Source organism: Flavobacterium nackdongense (genome assembly GCF_004355225.1).
Lineage (GTDB): Bacteria > Bacteroidota > Bacteroidia > Flavobacteriales > Flavobacteriaceae > Flavobacterium > Flavobacterium nackdongense.
Map to the genome: position 1 here is coordinate 3,945,315 of NZ_CP037933.1, position 15,491 is coordinate 3,960,805.

The following is a 15,491-nucleotide window of genomic DNA, read 5'->3' on the forward strand; positions in this document are numbered from 1 at the left end:
CCCAAGAATTTGGCTGTCCAATTCTTTTTTTTTCTATGTTTCTATGTGGTTTAATTTTTTAATTAATCCATTAATTGAAATTTTAATAATTACACCCAACGTATTTACTATTATTTTTTTAGAGATACTAGTTAATACATATTGAAAATTAAAAATAACATTTAATAAGACCCCATCATGAAAAGAATTGCTAAATATTCGATGTTTCTCTTCGTTTTGATAAGTGCGAATTTGGCTGCTCAGACCAATATTTTAGTTGAAAACACGAAAGTAACAGTAGTGAATTTAGGCGGAAACAACTACACAGTTGGTAGCAATGCCGAATTACTAATTACCGCTCCTGTAATTGGCAATGGAACGGTAAATTTGACCGCCGATTCGGGCTGGTTAATTCTCGATGGTGTTTTACCATCACGTGCTATTAATTTGCATTTAAGTTATATTCGAGTTAATGGTCAACCAGCGCGGAATAATATAAATGTTAAAGTTACCAATTATTTAAGAGGTTGTGTCATCATGGCACATTCGCCAACTTTCGAGGCCTTGACCATGTACAAAGACGCTGGATATACAGGAGAGGAACTAAAATGTTTCCCTTATAAATATTACAAAGAAGCCGATCTTGGCACCTTCAATAATGAAGTTTCCTCCTTCAAATTGAAAAAGGGCTATATGGCCACTTTTGCGCAAAATCAAGATGGAACAGGCTACAGTAAAGTTTTTATTGCAGAAAAGGCAGATGTAGAAATCAGTACACTTCAATTGGGTTTAGATAATCAGGTTTCTTTTGTGCGTGTTTTCCCTTGGAGATACACAGAAAAAAAGGGTATGGGTTGGAGTATCAATAGCCCAATTCGAACTTTGCGAGGCAGTTGGTTTTACAATTGGGGACCAACAACCACAGAAAGTACTACTGATATTGAGTTTGTGCCTTGCAAATGGTCCGCTAATAATGACGTTGATACACAGTGGCAAACCATCCTAAATAATAACAGTTCGAATCATCTTTTAGGATTTAATGAACCAGACGGTCAAGAGCAAGCCAATATGTCTTTAGAATTAATGCTTAGACGCTGGCCTAAAATGTTAGAATCAGGTATGCGTTTGGGGTCTCCCGCGGTGGCTAGCGACCTAAATTTGTTATACGCTTTTATCGATAGATGTGATGCGTTGAATTACAGAGTCGATTTTGTAGCAATACACGACTACGGTGAGGGAACAGCCCAAGCATTTTACAATAAATGCAAGGCTATTTATGATAGAACCAAGCGGCCTATATGGATTAAAGAGTTCAATTTTGGCGGAACTTGGACAGCAGGTAGACCAACTTATGAACAATCGGCAGCACGAATCAAAGAAATTATTGAGCGTTACGACACGGAGGGAATCATCGAACGATATGCAATTTTTAATTTTGACGAAGCAGATCAAAACCGAGCTGTTTTTTATAATCCTGTAGAGAATTTAGTAATCACACCTTTAGGCGTTGTTTATAGAGATCAGACTTCGGCGATGGCTTTTAATCCTGCGGAGCAAATAAATATTCCTATTAAGCAAGTGGCCCCAGTTAATTTTATGGGTTTTAATACCGATGCTGCAAATACCAGATTGCGTTGGGAAAATTTTATGGATAATACCGCAGGCACTTTTAGAATAGAACGTTCCTTGAACGGCGGCGTTTTTACTCAAATTGCCGTAATTGCTGGTACCAATACCACTTACATCGATAATGTGAGTTCGAGTGGTCTGGGACGATATACGTATAGAATTACAAGTCTTAATCCTGTATATGGAAACTCTCTGACGGTTTCAAATATGGTAGATGTTCTTGCAAACGGGAAACAAAACGTCGCACGTTTCAAAGATGTAAAAGTTAGTTCAACACATTCGGCTCCTTTTCCAGGTACCAATGCCGTTGATGGAGGAATCAGTTTAGATGCAAGTCGATGGGTTAGCAGGGCGAATAGCATACCAGCCACAATCGAGATTGATTTGAACGGTACTTACGTAATTGATGAACTTGTTTTTTATACCGGACTTAACAATGTATATAGTAGTCCAATTATAAACTTTCAATTTCAATACTGGGATGGTGCTAAATGGGTAAATGCTATCAGTGAAACAGCAAATACTCTAACGTCATACCGAAAAAGCTTTCCTGAGGTAAGTACAAATAAAGTTAGGTTATTTGTTAATGAATCGACGGGCGCTATGGTTAGACTATTTGAAATTGAGGTATACGGAAAGGAGATTTCCAGTCTTTCTATTAAAGAAAATGAGCCATACGTAAATAAGTTTACCATTTATCCAAATCCTACTTCAAGAGCTATAACAGTAGAAGGAAATGATCCGGTACATTCGATCGTTATTTTTGATATCAATGCAAAAACACTTTTGAAAGAGGAAAACACCAAAAGTGTTGATGTATCCGAACTTTCAGCAGGAACCTACTTTGTCCGTATCAATGATAAAGAAACATTCCGTTTTATAAAAAAATAATGCTCTGCAAGTACTATGAAAAATGGAATATTTTTACTTTTTCTTATCTTGGTTAATGGTGGTTATAAGCTTACTGCCCAAAATCCAGTAATTATAGAAAATCAAAAAGTAACTATCGCCTCGTTAGCTGGTACTAATTATGAGCTAAAAAATAAAGGAGAGTTGCTGGTTAGTAGCCCTACGGCCACATTTACTGGTAAAGTAAATTTCACTAGCGATGCTGCTTGGCTTATTTTAGAGGGTGTTTTACCATCGGTAGCGATTGCATCCCATCTTTCTTATATCACGGTAAACGGACAGCCAGCAGTAAATAAGGTAAATGTTCGAGTAACGAATTACCTGCAAGGTTGCGTGATACTGCCTCATTCGCCTACCTATGAAGCATTGTCGGTTTTTAAAGATGAGGCTTTTGTAGGCGATGAAATGAAATGTATTCCCTATAAATATTATAAAATTGCCGATTTAGGAACTTTTGATAATACAGTTTCTTCATTCAAACTCAAAAAAGGCTATATGGCCACTTTTGCCCAAAATGAAAATGGAACAGGCTACAGCAAAGTATATATTGCCGAGAAGGATGATATCGAAATCAGTATGCTTCCACTTGGGTTGAATAATCTAGTTTCTTTTGTTAGAGTGTTTCCGTGGCGGTATACAGGAAAAAAAGGCTTTGGGTCTGGATTTGTTGATTTCAACAGAAGTATAAAACCTGCACAACTGACAAACTCGAGTTGGTTTTATAATTGGGGAGTTCCTTCAAATGAAGATTTAACCGATTTTGAATTTGTCACAATGAAATCGTATGCAAGTTCAACTACCGATGTTAAGTGGCAAGAAATAAATAATTTAAATTATACAAGTCACCTTTTAGGATATAACGAACCCAATAATGCTGGACCATTGAATATGACGGTCGAACAGCAATTAAAATACTGGCCAAAATTTATGGAATCAGGTATGCGTTTGGGGTCTCCAGCACCTACTAATTGGGATGAGTTTTTTGAATTTATGGATAAGTGCGACGAATTGAATTACAGAGTCGATTTTGTTTGTATTCACGATTACGGTGATGGTACAGCAGAATCATTTTATAGAAATTGTAAACGAGTTTATGATCGTACCAAAAGACCTATTTGGATAACTGAATTCAATTGGGGCGGAAATTGGACAAAAACCCCTCGTACTTATGAAGAAAGTGCAAAACGAATAGCAGAAATAATAGACAGATATGACAAGGAAGGAATTATTGAAAGGTATGCTATTTTTAATTTTGATGAGGAATTAAATAGAGATGGTGAATTTCCTCTTAATAAATCTGTTTTTAAAACTCCAGCAATTCCAAATTATGAAATAACTCCTATTGGGATAGCTTATCGGGATCAAGTCACAACAATGGCATTTAATCCGGCAGAGCAAATAAACTTTCCATTTAAAATGGTACCACCTCAAAACCTAAAAGGTACTAATATTAATGGCATCAGTATTAGATTAGTATGGGAAAATTTTATGGATAATACACCTGGTACTTTTAGTCTAGAAAGATCATTTAATGGTGGGGCATTTTCACAAGTTGCAACTATCGGAGGGACAAACACTACTTATGTTGATTCTGTTGAAACAATTGGCTTCGGAAAGTACAAGTACAAAATCACTTCAATACACCCAGTTTACGGCAATTCCATAACTGTTTCTACAATCGTAGATGTTCTGCCGGGTGGTAGACAAAATGTAGCACGTTTCAAAGATATAAAGGTAAGTTCAACTACTTCATCTTCTTATCCAGGGAAACTTGCTGTCGACGACGATATCATATCAGATACCAGTCGTTGGGTTAGTAGTGCTGGTACTTTTCCTGCAACGCTAGAAATTGATCTAAAAGATTTTTATTTAGTAGACGAACTTGTTTTATATTGTGGCTATCAAGGTTATAACAGTCCAATTACAAATTTTCAATTCCAATATTGGGATGGTATCAAATGGGTCAATGCAGTAGTTGAAACCAACAATACATTAGCATTGTACAGAAAAAGCTTTACAGAAGTAAAAACGAATAAGCTGCGATTGAATGTGACTTCAACAGCAGCAAATATAGTTAGACTCTATGAAATCGAGGTGTATGGAAAGGAATTCAACTCTCTTGGGGTCAATGAAAACAGCAAGTACATTAATAAATTTACAATTTATCCAAATCCAGCTGAGAACACTCTGTTTATCGAAGGAAAAAATGAAATAGAATCAGTAGAAATTTTTGATATCAATGCTAAGGTTTTGATTTCAAAACAGGCTACTCGAACAGTAGATGTTTCAGAGTTATGCGCAGGAATCTATTTTATAAAAGTAAATAACACAGAAACTTTACAATTTATCAAAAAATAAAATACAAATAATTATGCTAGTACAAGAATTTAGCCAAGTTACAAGAGGAAATAAAACAATAACAACTCAATCGGATTTAGTAGTAGTAGGAGGAGGGCTTGCCGGACTTTGTTGCGCCATTGCTGCAGCTCGTGATGGGATAACCGTAACCTTAGTTCAAGATAGACCAGTTTTGGGTGGAAATGCCTCTAGTGAAGTTCGTTTATGGACTTTAGGTGCAACATCGCATATGGGAAATAACAATCGTTGGTCTCGCGAAGGTGGAATCATTGATGAAATTTTGGTTGAAAATATGTACCGAAACAAAGAGGGAAATACCTTGATTTTTGATACTATTTTATTAGAAAAAGTCGTAAGCGAAAAAAATATTACCTTGTTGTTGAACACTTCTGTGTATGATGTTAAAAAATCTGATCCGAATACCATTAGTCAAGTAGTTGCTTTTTGTAGTCAGAACTCAACTACTTATGAACTAAATGCCGATTTATTTTGTGATGCTTCTGGCGACGGAATTGTCGGTTTTCAGGCAGGTGCTGCCTTTAGAATGGGTGCCGAAACGGTGGAAGAATTTGGAGAACTTTTTGCTCCAGACATTGCTTATGGCGAATTATTAGGACATACCATTTATTTTTATAGCAAAAATGTTGGCGCACCAGTAAAATACGTGGCTCCAGAATTTGCCTTGAAAGACATTACCAAAATACCACGTTACAAAGTATTAAACGATAAAGATTTCGGTTGCAGATTGTGGTGGTTGGAATATGGCGGACGACGAGATACCATTCACGAATCGGAAGATATTAAATGGGAATTATGGAAAGTGGTTTATGGCGTTTGGGATTATATCAAAAATTCAGGCGAATTTCCAGATGCCGAGAATTTAACTTTAGAATGGGTTGGGACAATTCCAGGAAAGAGAGAAAGTCGCCGTTTTGAAGGTCATTATATGATTAAACAACAAGATTTAGTACTACAATCGCAGTTTGACGATGCAGTTTCTTTTGGAGGTTGGGCAGTAGATTTGCACCCATCAGATGGAGTTTATGACAGCAAGCCGGGCTGTACACAATACCATTCAAAAGGCGTGTATCAAATTCCGATGAGTACAATGATTAGTAAAAACATCAATAATTTATTTTTGGGCGGACGATTGATCAGTGCTACACACGTGGCTTTTGGTTCTACTCGAGTAATGGCTACAACTGCTTTGAGCGGACAAGCGGTGGGTTATGGAGCTGCACAATGTATCAAAAATAAAATTAAACCGGCTCAATTGTTGGAACAAAATCAAATTAAAGAATTACAACAAACGCTGAGTTTAAACGGGCAGAGTATCCCTGGGATTGCTATTGATAAAGAAGCAAATTTGTTGAGCAGTGCGTCTATTTCTTCATCTTCTACTTTTAAATTAGATTATTTACAAGCCAACGGAAAATGGTTTAAATTAGAAATAGGTGTAGCGCAATTACTTCCATTAGAAGCACATACTAAATACGACTATACTTTTTCATTCTCTGCCGAAAAAGAAACTACGATTCAAGTAGATTTAAGAACTTCAGAAAGATTAGGAAGCTACACTCCAGATGCTATTTTAGAAACTAAAACACTAGAATTGCAGGCAGGCGAACAAGAAATCAGTTTTTCTTTTGATAGCGTTTTAACAGAAAAACAATACGCTTTTATCACCTTTTTGCCTAATGAATTAGTTTCCATTCGTCAATCTGAACAAAGAGCTACCGGTTTAGTGTCTGTATTTAATGCCGTGAACAAAGCCGTAAATAACCTAGGAAAACAAACACCGCCAGACAATATGGGTCTTGACTCTTTTGAATTTTGGATTCCACAACGAAGACCGAACGGACAGAATTTTGCATTGACAGTAAGTCCAGCTATTGAATTATACAGCACAGAAAATATAACGAATGGTTTCGTACGACCTTATTTAGGTACGAATGCTTGGGCAGCTTCCGTTTCTGATGCCAATCCGAAAATGACTTTTGAATGGAACGAAACCAAAGAAATCAAAAACATCAAATTATTTTTTGACACCGATTATGACCACGCAATGGAATCTTCGTTAATGGGACATCCTGAAAGTGTAATGCCTTTTTGTACAAGAGGCTACAAAATATCTGATCAAAACGGAAATGTAGTTTATGAAACTAAAGCAAATCATCAAACAATTAACACAGTTGAACTAAGCGAAAGTATCAAAACCAATACATTAGTCGTAGAATTTGAATCGTCAAATAGTGACATTCCAGTATCGGTATTTGAGATTTTTATTTCATAAATTAGGTTGTTATTATTTGAGTCAAACTGCTTTTTACGAATGTAATTGTCTCGTTTGTCATTCTGACGAAGGAAGAATCCAATCAAGATTATGCAACAAACTTGAGATTCTTACTTCGGCAGAATGACAAATAAATAACTATTTAAGATTATCAAAGAATTTTAGAATCACCATAAATTAACGTTACTTTATTGTTTTTTAAATTTAAACTATGCATCCAAAAAATATCCTCATTGCTATTTGCTGTTTTTTCAGCCTTGCTTTATTCGCTCAAGAATCTAAAAACATTTCTTTAGACGGCGATTGGTCTTTTAAAATAGATCCCGAATTTCAAGGCGAAAGTTTAGGCTTCGAGAAGCAAAATTTTGATGCCTCGCATTGGGAGAAAATGGAAGTGCCAGGCAATTGGAATTTACACAATTTATATTCTGAATATTCTGGAGATGCTTGGTACACAAGAACATTTAAAGTAGAGGAATCTCAAAAAAATCAATTGGTTCGATTGGTATTTGAATCTGTTTTTAATGATTGCAAAGTTTGGATAAACGGAAAATTTATTGGCGAAAATCATTTGGGATTTATGCCTTTTCAGTTTGATGTTTCAAAGCATATTATGTATAACCAAGAAAATAGAATTACAGTATTGGTAAATAATATGTTCAAAAAAGGAGCAATGTGGAGTTGGGGTGGCATTCGCCGTCCAGTTTCTTTAGAAATTACAGCGCCAGTTAGAATAGATTACCAACACATTACCGCAGTACCCGATTTGAAAAAAGGCACTGCCGAAGTAAAAGTAAAAATAGTAGCTTCGAATACAACAGCAGCAGAAAAATCTATTTCTTACACCATTTTCCTGAAAAAAGACGGTAAAACTGTTGCTCAAAAAATAATAAATGCGACAATACCAGCCAATACCATCGATTACGAATCGTCAACTGCATTTGCGTTACCGAAGTCGAAAGTAACTTTATGGCATTATGATTTTCCGGTACTTTATGAATCTTATGTAACAATAAATGAAGGAAATAAAACGACTCAAACCATCTCTAATAAATTTGGAATCCGAAAAGTAGAAATTGTTGGCACTCAATTTTTACTAAATGGCGAAAGTGTCCGCGCTGTAGGATTTAACGTTTTGGCCGAAGATAGAATCACAGGTACAACTCTTCCTTTAGAAAAAATCAAAGCCGATGTCGATAGGATGAAAAATATGGGCGTTGTCTTGACTCGTTTGGCTCACGTAACACTTCCGGAAGCCTATTTAGATTACTTGGACGAAAAAGGGATTATGATTTTTTCGGAAGTAGGACTTTGGGGCAAAGACCGTTGGGTAGATCCTGATCATCCAATGCCAAAAGAATGGTTGCAAAGAATTATAAAAAAAGAATACAATCACCCATCCATTATTGGTTGGAGTATTGGAAACGAAATTGGAAGCGACAAGAACAATCCTCGAAATAAAGAATATATCAAAGGAGCTATTGAAATGGCAAAAACATTAGATCCGAATCGTTTCGCTGTCTATGCATCTAATACTGCACAAAGTCAAAAAGACGATGCGGCAATTCACGGAGATTTGATTTTATTGAATTTATACGGCGGATTTTCAGGCGTTGATAAATCGTGGGGATTTCATAAAAAACCGATTTTTGTTTCCGAATTTGGTAACAATCTAAATTCAGATGATCCGAATTTAGGCGTTTTCAACATCAAAAAAATGATGGATGATATGCGAAACAAAGAATATGTTTTGGGATTATCACTCTGGACATTAAATGATTATAGAAGTAAGTACAATGCTGAGCCTCCAACGGCCGCATCTTGGACAACGCCACCTTCTCAAAACAGAACTTGGGGAATTATAACGACAATGAATCGCCCGAAACGTATTTACGAAACTACTCAAAAGGAATATGCTCCAATAAAAGAATTGTCACTATCCGAAGTAAATATAGAAAAAGGAACGGCAAAAATCAATATTACTCCTCGAACCAAATTAGATATTCCAGCCAATATCTTGAAAAGTTTCAAAGTAAAATGGAGCATTTTGGATAAAGCATTCAAAGTAAATAAAGTTGGTGAAAAAATACTTCCTACCATTAATCCCGGAGACAAATCATTTTCGATAGCATTAAAAACAGATTTATCTCAAGCCAATGGTTTACAAGTAGAATTTATTGATCCTCAAGGCTATGTCGTTCTAACTGAAATTAAATATTTTGCAAAACCGAGCAAACCAGTAATTAAGCACATTAATCAGGCTATTGACGGAATTCGTTTTGTTTTTGACAAAATTGCCGGTGCCGACGAATATGCTGTTCAGTATAAATACAAAGATTCTACTTTTACTACCAAGAAAACCATCAATGATTTTGTCGAAATTGATGACAAGAAAATCAAACAAGGTCAAAATTTAACTTGTTCTCTTATTGCGTACAATAATGCTGGACAAAGTGAAGCCTCTGATGCTGTTGTAACATCGATGAATGAAAACGATTTACCTCCCGCAGTTTGGGATGCGATACGAAATAAAACCAATATTTTCATAGGTTTTGAGGTGTTACCCAAAGACGATATGTATGAAATAGAATATGGTTTTAACACAAAAGAGTACACTCGAAAGTTAGCTTTCAAAAATCAAGGCGTTGTACGACTTTCTAAAGTACCCGAGGGTAAACCTGTATATTTCAGAATCCGTACCAAGAAACAAACTGGTTTTACAAGCGATTGGTCGCACGAAATCAAGGTGGATTAGTAAAACATATGTAAGAGTTACAAAAATATAAAAATGAAAAAAATCACCTTACTATTATTAGTCGCTGCATTGAATTGTGCGCTACTTCAATCTGTTTATGCGGAGGTTAAACTACCCGCTATTGTTTCATCCAATATGGTTTTACAGCGCAATACAACCGTAAAATTGTGGGGCTGGGCCGATGCCAATGAGAAGATTACGATCAAAACCTCCTGGTTAAAAAAATCAATTTCAATTCAAGCTGATGGGGAAGGAAACTGGAAATGTATAGCGCAAACCACAAATAGCAAAGAACCTCAGAGCATAACCATTAAAAGTAAAGAATCTAATATTAAGTTAGAAAATATATTGTTCGGAGAAGTATGGCTGTGTTCCGGTCAGTCTAATATGGAAATGCCAATGAAAGGTTATGCTGGCCAACCCATTTTTGGATCTGCCGAAGCGGTCGCAAAAGCGAATAATCCAAATTTACGTCTCTTCTCCGTAACACGTGTTAGTGGTTCCAAAACTCCGTTAAAAGATGCTATTAAGTATTCGCCTTGGCAACAAGCTACCCCCGAATCAGTTTTAAAATTTAGTGCAGTAGGTTATTTATACGGAAAACAATTGCAGGAAATCTTAGATGTTCCAGTAGGTCTTATATTAAGTTCCTGGGGCGGAAGTAGCGTGCAAGCCTGGATGAGTAACGAAGCATTGAGCAAATTTCAGACGATTGATTTAACTAACAGGGATATTGCAGTAAAACCCAACGCGATTCCAACTGCCCTGTTTAATTCGATGCTCAATCCAATAATTCCATACACTATCAAAGGTGCTATTTGGTATCAAGGAGAATCAAACGTTGATCAGCCAGCCAAGTACAAAGAATTGTTCCCGGCTATGGTCGAGGATTGGAGAAAACGATGGGATATCGGTAATTTCCCTTTTTATTATGTGCAAATTGCCCCTTATCTTTACGGAGGAAATGACTTAACTGCTGCAAATAAAAATTCTGCTTTTTTCCGAGAAGTTCAGTTGCAATGCTTGGACATTATTCCAAATTCAGGTATCGCTATAACAATGGACTTAGGCGCGGAAAGTCCAATTCATCCGCCAAGAAAGAAAGAAGTTGCCGATCGATTATTGTACAACGCATTGAATCAGACGTATGGTCTTAAATCAATAAATTTTGCCGGACCAGTTTTTGATTCTATGACAGAGAAGGAGGGAGGGCTGTTGCTAAAATTTAAAAATGAGGAAATTGGTATTTATGCCCACAATGGTCTTGAAGGATTCGAAATTGCAGGAAGCGATAAAGTATTTTATCCCGCGAATGCTAAAATTATTGACCGAAAAGCTGTCTTGGTCATTAGTGACAAAGTTCCCAATCCTGTTGCTGTGAGATACGATTGGAACAATTGGGTAAAAGGAACATTGTTAAACACCAATCTTTTGCCAGCATCTTCTTTTAGAACAGACGATTGGCCTGATGCGACGAAAGCCAAAAAATAATACTATCAAAAAATCAAATATTTAACTGCTTAAAAACTTACTTATGAAAATTAAAGGGATGCGCTGGTGGATTATTGTACTATTATTTGTTGCCGCCGTTTTGAATTACATCGATCGGCAAACCTTGTCTGCACTTGCCCCCACGATACAAGCAGATTTAGAAATGGATGATCAGGCTTATGCGAACGTAATTAATATATTTTTAATAGCGTACACAATAGCGTATCTTATTTCAGGTCGCGTGGCCGATAAGATAGGCACACGAGCCAGTTTGTTCATTTTCGTAGCTTGGTGGTCTGTTTTCAATATGCTCACGGCTGCTGCCCGCGGTGTGACATCATTAAGTTTTTATCGATTCGGACTAGGATTGGGTGAAGCAGGCATTTGGCCTGCAGCTTCAAAAGCGGTATCAGAATGGTTTCCTGCCAAGGAGCGCGCTTTGGCCATTGGTTTATATACGATGGGTGCAACAATCGGGGCTACTGTAGCTCCTTATATCGTAATTCCACTGGCGACCTACAATTATTCTTTAGTAGCACCGGCAATTGCTCACGCATTGGGTCAAGGCACGGGTTGGCGTGTAGCATTCATATTAACGGGTGTGGCTGGTTTGCTTTGGCTGATACCTTGGTTGTTGATTTACAGACGTCCAGAAAAAAGTAAATTGATTACGTCTGCTGAATTGACTATGTTACAAACCGATTCAGTTGCCGAGCAAGGCAAAAGTACAGAGAATGTTGATCCTTGGTCGTGGAAACAGGTGCTTTCTTTTAGAGGGACTTGGTTACTGTTAATCGCACGTTTAATTACCGATCCAGTGTGGTATTTCTACCAGTTTTGGTTTCCTAAATATCTAAGTGCCGATAGAGACCTCAGTCAGGATCAATTAAAAATAACTTGGATTGTTTATGCCGCTGCTGGTATTGGCAGTTTACTGGGTGGAATCATCTCAGGTAAAATTGTAAAAAAAGGCGTTCTACCCGTCGCTAGTAGAATGTGGGTGATGTTGGGATGTGCTATTCTAATGCCTTTGTCTCCATTTATCGCCTCTGCCACAGGATTAAACGCTTCGCTAACATTAACAGTGTTTACAGTAATTGCTGCCTTGGCTTGGTTGATTAATATTAGTTCTTTAATCGTAGATATTGTACCTAAACATTCTTTAGGAACAGTATTTAGCGTCGTTGCCGCAGGAAGTACCTTAGGGGGAATTGTGATGAATATGATTGTCGCAGCTATGGTAACGGGGCCTTCTGATAAACCCGCTGGCTTTTTAGATTCCGCTTTTCACGTTGTATTAGATCCCATATTGAATGCGGTACAAGGACAAGGATATGCAATGTGGTTTTTGATTATGGCATTCTTGCATCCTTTAGCTTGGTTGTTATTGAAGTTTGGCGGTATCTACCGATATTCAACGGCTAAATAAATGCTTTGAATTCTGTTCTCATCATTTTCAACACAAATTATCACAAATTAAAAAAGCCTAAAATTTGATTAATGCAAATTTTAGGCTTTTTTTGAAATTAAAATAGCGCTCTTTTCGTACTAATTGGTGCAATATTGGTTAAGAAAAATAGTATTTTGTCCGAGGGGCTGTTTTACATTAATGATATTATAGCTTCCGTTCAAAAACTAAAAAACAATAAAAGCACTTTGTGATCAACTATAATACTCAATGATGTAGCACCGCATACGGGAAAAAATTGCTGGCGCGAGTCACGCAGTTTACGTGTTTGTTTTCCCGAACTGGTTATTTTCCGGAGGAAGGAAGAATAGTTTTTGCAAAGCTATTTCAAAAACCGTGACAGCAATTTTTTTAGGAGCGTGGGGCAGGAGTGGTAATCGAAGTGCAAAACGTCTTTGTTCAAAAGGGAAGCGTTTTGCCTATAAAGTATGTTTATAAAAGAATGTTTTACTCTGCTTATTTATATAATTCCTTTAACAATTTCAAAAAAGGATAATCTTGATTTTTTATTATTTTCAAAAATACAGAATATAAATATTAAATCGAACCACTTGATTGTTTTTCAATAAAATTAATTAGCCAATTTTACTTCTATTTTTCAATTTGCAAAGTTTTAATATCATCAATCAATTGTTGCATTTCTAGAGTCAAAGTTCCATTGTAAATACCACGAATTCGTTTAGTTTTGTCTACCAAGATAAAGTGTTCGGTATGCAAAAACTCAGTGCTATCTTTACTGAATCCTATATCCTCTTCTGCAAAATACGATTGTCGAGCTAATTGATAAATAGCGCCTTTTGTTCCCGTTAGAAAGTGCCAATTTGGATTTTTAATTTCGTTGTCTTGTTTGTATTTTTTCAACTTAGTAGGACTGTCTATCCAAGGTGTAACCGAATAAGATAAGAAAACAAGGTTTTTTGAATCAATAAGGCTATCATTTACAATTTTCAAATTTCTTGTCATAGTAGGGCAAATACTGCCGCACGAAGTGAATATAAAATTGGCAATATGTATTTTACCTTCAATATTTTTTTGATTAATTAAAATACTGTCTTGATTTAAAAATGAAAAATCGCCAATGGTATGTGGTATTTGCTTTTTTAAATCTACATTTTCTTTTTTGAAAATAGGTGTAAATGTGGGTTCGTTATAGTACGGTAATTTGATTGCATCATTTTTTTTCTGATTACAACTTAAAAACAAAACACTACTTAACAATAAAAATACTATCCGATACATTTCTACAATTTTTAGTTCCTAAAAGTCCATATCTTCTGCCGTTAATTATGACATAATTGGCTCTAATTTTTCCGTTATCATACCAAAGTTTTTGGCTTCCTTCTTCTTGACCATTTTTATAATTAGCGAGGTGAATTAATTTTCCATTAACATTCCATTCTTTCATTTCGCCTTCGTAAATATCATTAATGGCTTTAAATTCAAATTTTTTATTTCCATTTTCCCAAAATGCAATTTGCGTTCCATTCTTCTTGCCATCTAAATAATATCGTTCTTCCATTATTTTTCGATCTGCATACCATTTTTTTGATACACCAGTTTCTAAGCCATTATAATAGCCTTTTATGCTTATAGTATCTTTGTTGTTTGACTGCAATTCATACAGAAAGCCTGAATATTTTTTATTATTTACAAAAACAGTATCGTTTTTTATTTGAATGGTTGGAGAAGGCAGTAAAATATAGGTTTTGGGAACTAGGTGATTAAAAAAAACAACTTCTTCTGATTTTTTTTGCGAGCAAGAACAAATCGAAAGAAGCGTTATGATTACGGGTAAGATTTTCATTATTGAGTTACGGTTCCTGCTGTGCCATAATAGCCATTTCCATTCAAATAAGGTGCATCGGCAGTAAAATGATAATGATAAATACCGTTTGGAAAGTCAATTGTAGCGTGAGTATGTCCGTGAAATACATCTAATCCTGCACTAGTAACAGTGGTTCCATTTTCTTCTTGCGGACCATAAACAGGAAATCCATCCAATAAGAAACCCATCAAACCAGATTTAGTTGATTTTACTGTTGTTAAGTATAATGGTTCAACATGATAATGATACTGACCTGTAGCTTGTGGGTGTCCATAATATTGATCAAAACTTGCAATTTCTGATGTGAGTACTTGGTTATTTGGACCCGCATATTGATTGTATAAAGCAACACCGTTTAGAGCAACACCAATTGCTCCCAAGGGAGTAGCAGCGTGGTTTGTGGCAGCTGTTGGGTTTACTGGGATTTTAAATGTTAGAGTTTGTGTAGCAATTACATTTGGGTTTTTTTTAAATGTATTGCCTTCAAATGTTGTACCGGCATACGCTTCGTATAGCGCATTAGTAGTAGGGTAGTAGGTACTTTTATGGTCGGGTACACCATTTGTTTTTATGGTTATGTAAGTGCCATCATTTGTAATGCTTGTTGCGCCATATATTTTTTTGTAAACAGTTGGTACCGCTGTTACAACCGGCGTTGTGGTGGATGTGGAAGTATGGTCGTCATTGCTACAGCTGGCAATGATAGTTAAAGTAATTAGCATTGCTACTGCATATTTTTTCGTTATTGTTTTCATAGAATTTGTTTTTAGGTTTCAGTTAAGAT

The 15,491-nt window shown here is 36.1% G+C and carries 9 protein-coding genes; 6 read left to right on the forward strand and 3 right to left on the reverse strand.

The annotated features are described in order from the left end of the window. Positions 1-177 precede the first annotated feature (177 nt). The 6 genes from E1750_RS16835 to E1750_RS16860 all read left to right on the forward strand — a co-directional run bounded on the left by E1750_RS16835 (position 178) and on the right by E1750_RS16860 (position 12,843). Positions 178-2,499: a glycosyl hydrolase gene (locus E1750_RS16835; protein WP_133277885.1), complete on the forward strand. Its 2,322-nt coding sequence runs from the start codon at positions 178-180 to the stop codon at positions 2,497-2,499. A gap of 15 nt (positions 2,500-2,514) precedes the next feature. Further along, a complete protein-coding gene (locus E1750_RS16840; RefSeq protein WP_133277886.1) occupies positions 2,515-4,875 on the forward strand; it encodes a glycosyl hydrolase in 2,361 nt (786 codons plus the stop codon). A 13-nt stretch (positions 4,876-4,888) separates the two neighbouring features. Beyond that, positions 4,889-7,168, forward strand: coding sequence for an FAD-dependent oxidoreductase (locus E1750_RS16845; RefSeq protein ID WP_133277887.1), 2,280 nt, complete (start codon positions 4,889-4,891; stop codon positions 7,166-7,168). A gap of 211 nt (positions 7,169-7,379) precedes the next feature. Then, positions 7,380-9,923 (forward strand): glycoside hydrolase family 2 protein, encoded by a 2,544-nt coding sequence (locus E1750_RS16850; RefSeq protein ID WP_133277888.1) that lies wholly within the window; start codon positions 7,380-7,382, stop codon positions 9,921-9,923. Positions 9,924-9,956: 33 nt separating this feature from the next. Next, on the forward strand, positions 9,957-11,414 hold the full coding sequence (locus E1750_RS16855) for a sialate O-acetylesterase (RefSeq protein ID WP_133277889.1): 1,458 nt from the start codon (positions 9,957-9,959) through the stop codon (positions 11,412-11,414). Positions 11,415-11,457: 43 nt separating this feature from the next. Beyond that, positions 11,458-12,843, forward strand: coding sequence for an MFS transporter (locus tag E1750_RS16860; protein ID WP_133277890.1), 1,386 nt, complete (start codon positions 11,458-11,460; stop codon positions 12,841-12,843). A gap of 630 nt (positions 12,844-13,473) precedes the next feature. Here E1750_RS16860 and E1750_RS16865 read toward each other — a convergent pair. Genes E1750_RS16865 through E1750_RS16875 form a run of 3 tightly spaced genes read right to left on the reverse strand, consistent with a single transcriptional unit; the run spans position 13,474 to position 15,462 of the window. Further along, positions 13,474-14,121, reverse strand: coding sequence for an SCO family protein (locus E1750_RS16865; RefSeq protein ID WP_133277891.1), 648 nt, complete (start codon positions 14,119-14,121; stop codon positions 13,474-13,476). Next, positions 14,090-14,686, reverse strand: a complete 597-nt coding sequence (locus E1750_RS16870) for a toxin-antitoxin system YwqK family antitoxin (RefSeq protein ID WP_227873919.1) — start codon at positions 14,684-14,686, stop codon at positions 14,090-14,092. The genes E1750_RS16865 and E1750_RS16870 overlap by 32 nt, the downstream gene beginning before the upstream one ends. Beyond that, the gene (locus tag E1750_RS16875; RefSeq protein WP_133277892.1) at positions 14,686-15,462 is read right to left on the reverse strand and encodes a YHYH protein; all 777 of its coding nucleotides are present in this window, start codon (positions 15,460-15,462) and stop codon (positions 14,686-14,688) included. Before E1750_RS16875 ends, E1750_RS16870 begins: the two co-directional genes overlap by 1 nt. Positions 15,463-15,491: the final 29 nt, after the last annotated feature.

Coding starts and splice junctions, on each gene's coding strand:
- E1750_RS16875 (WP_133277892.1), bottom strand. CDS start 15,462: ATGAAAACAATAACGAAAAAATATGCAGTAGCAATGCTAATTACTTTA.
- E1750_RS16840 (WP_133277886.1), top strand. CDS start 2,515: ATGAAAAATGGAATATTTTTACTTTTTCTTATCTTGGTTAATGGTGGT.
- E1750_RS16845 (WP_133277887.1), top strand. CDS start 4,889: ATGCTAGTACAAGAATTTAGCCAAGTTACAAGAGGAAATAAAACAATA.
- E1750_RS16860 (WP_133277890.1), top strand. CDS start 11,458: ATGAAAATTAAAGGGATGCGCTGGTGGATTATTGTACTATTATTTGTT.
- E1750_RS16865 (WP_133277891.1), bottom strand. CDS start 14,121: ATGTATCGGATAGTATTTTTATTGTTAAGTAGTGTTTTGTTTTTAAGT.
- E1750_RS16850 (WP_133277888.1), top strand. CDS start 7,380: ATGCATCCAAAAAATATCCTCATTGCTATTTGCTGTTTTTTCAGCCTT.
- E1750_RS16870 (WP_227873919.1), bottom strand. CDS start 14,686: ATGAAAATCTTACCCGTAATCATAACGCTTCTTTCGATTTGTTCTTGC.
- E1750_RS16855 (WP_133277889.1), top strand. CDS start 9,957: ATGAAAAAAATCACCTTACTATTATTAGTCGCTGCATTGAATTGTGCG.
- E1750_RS16835 (WP_133277885.1), top strand. CDS start 178: ATGAAAAGAATTGCTAAATATTCGATGTTTCTCTTCGTTTTGATAAGT.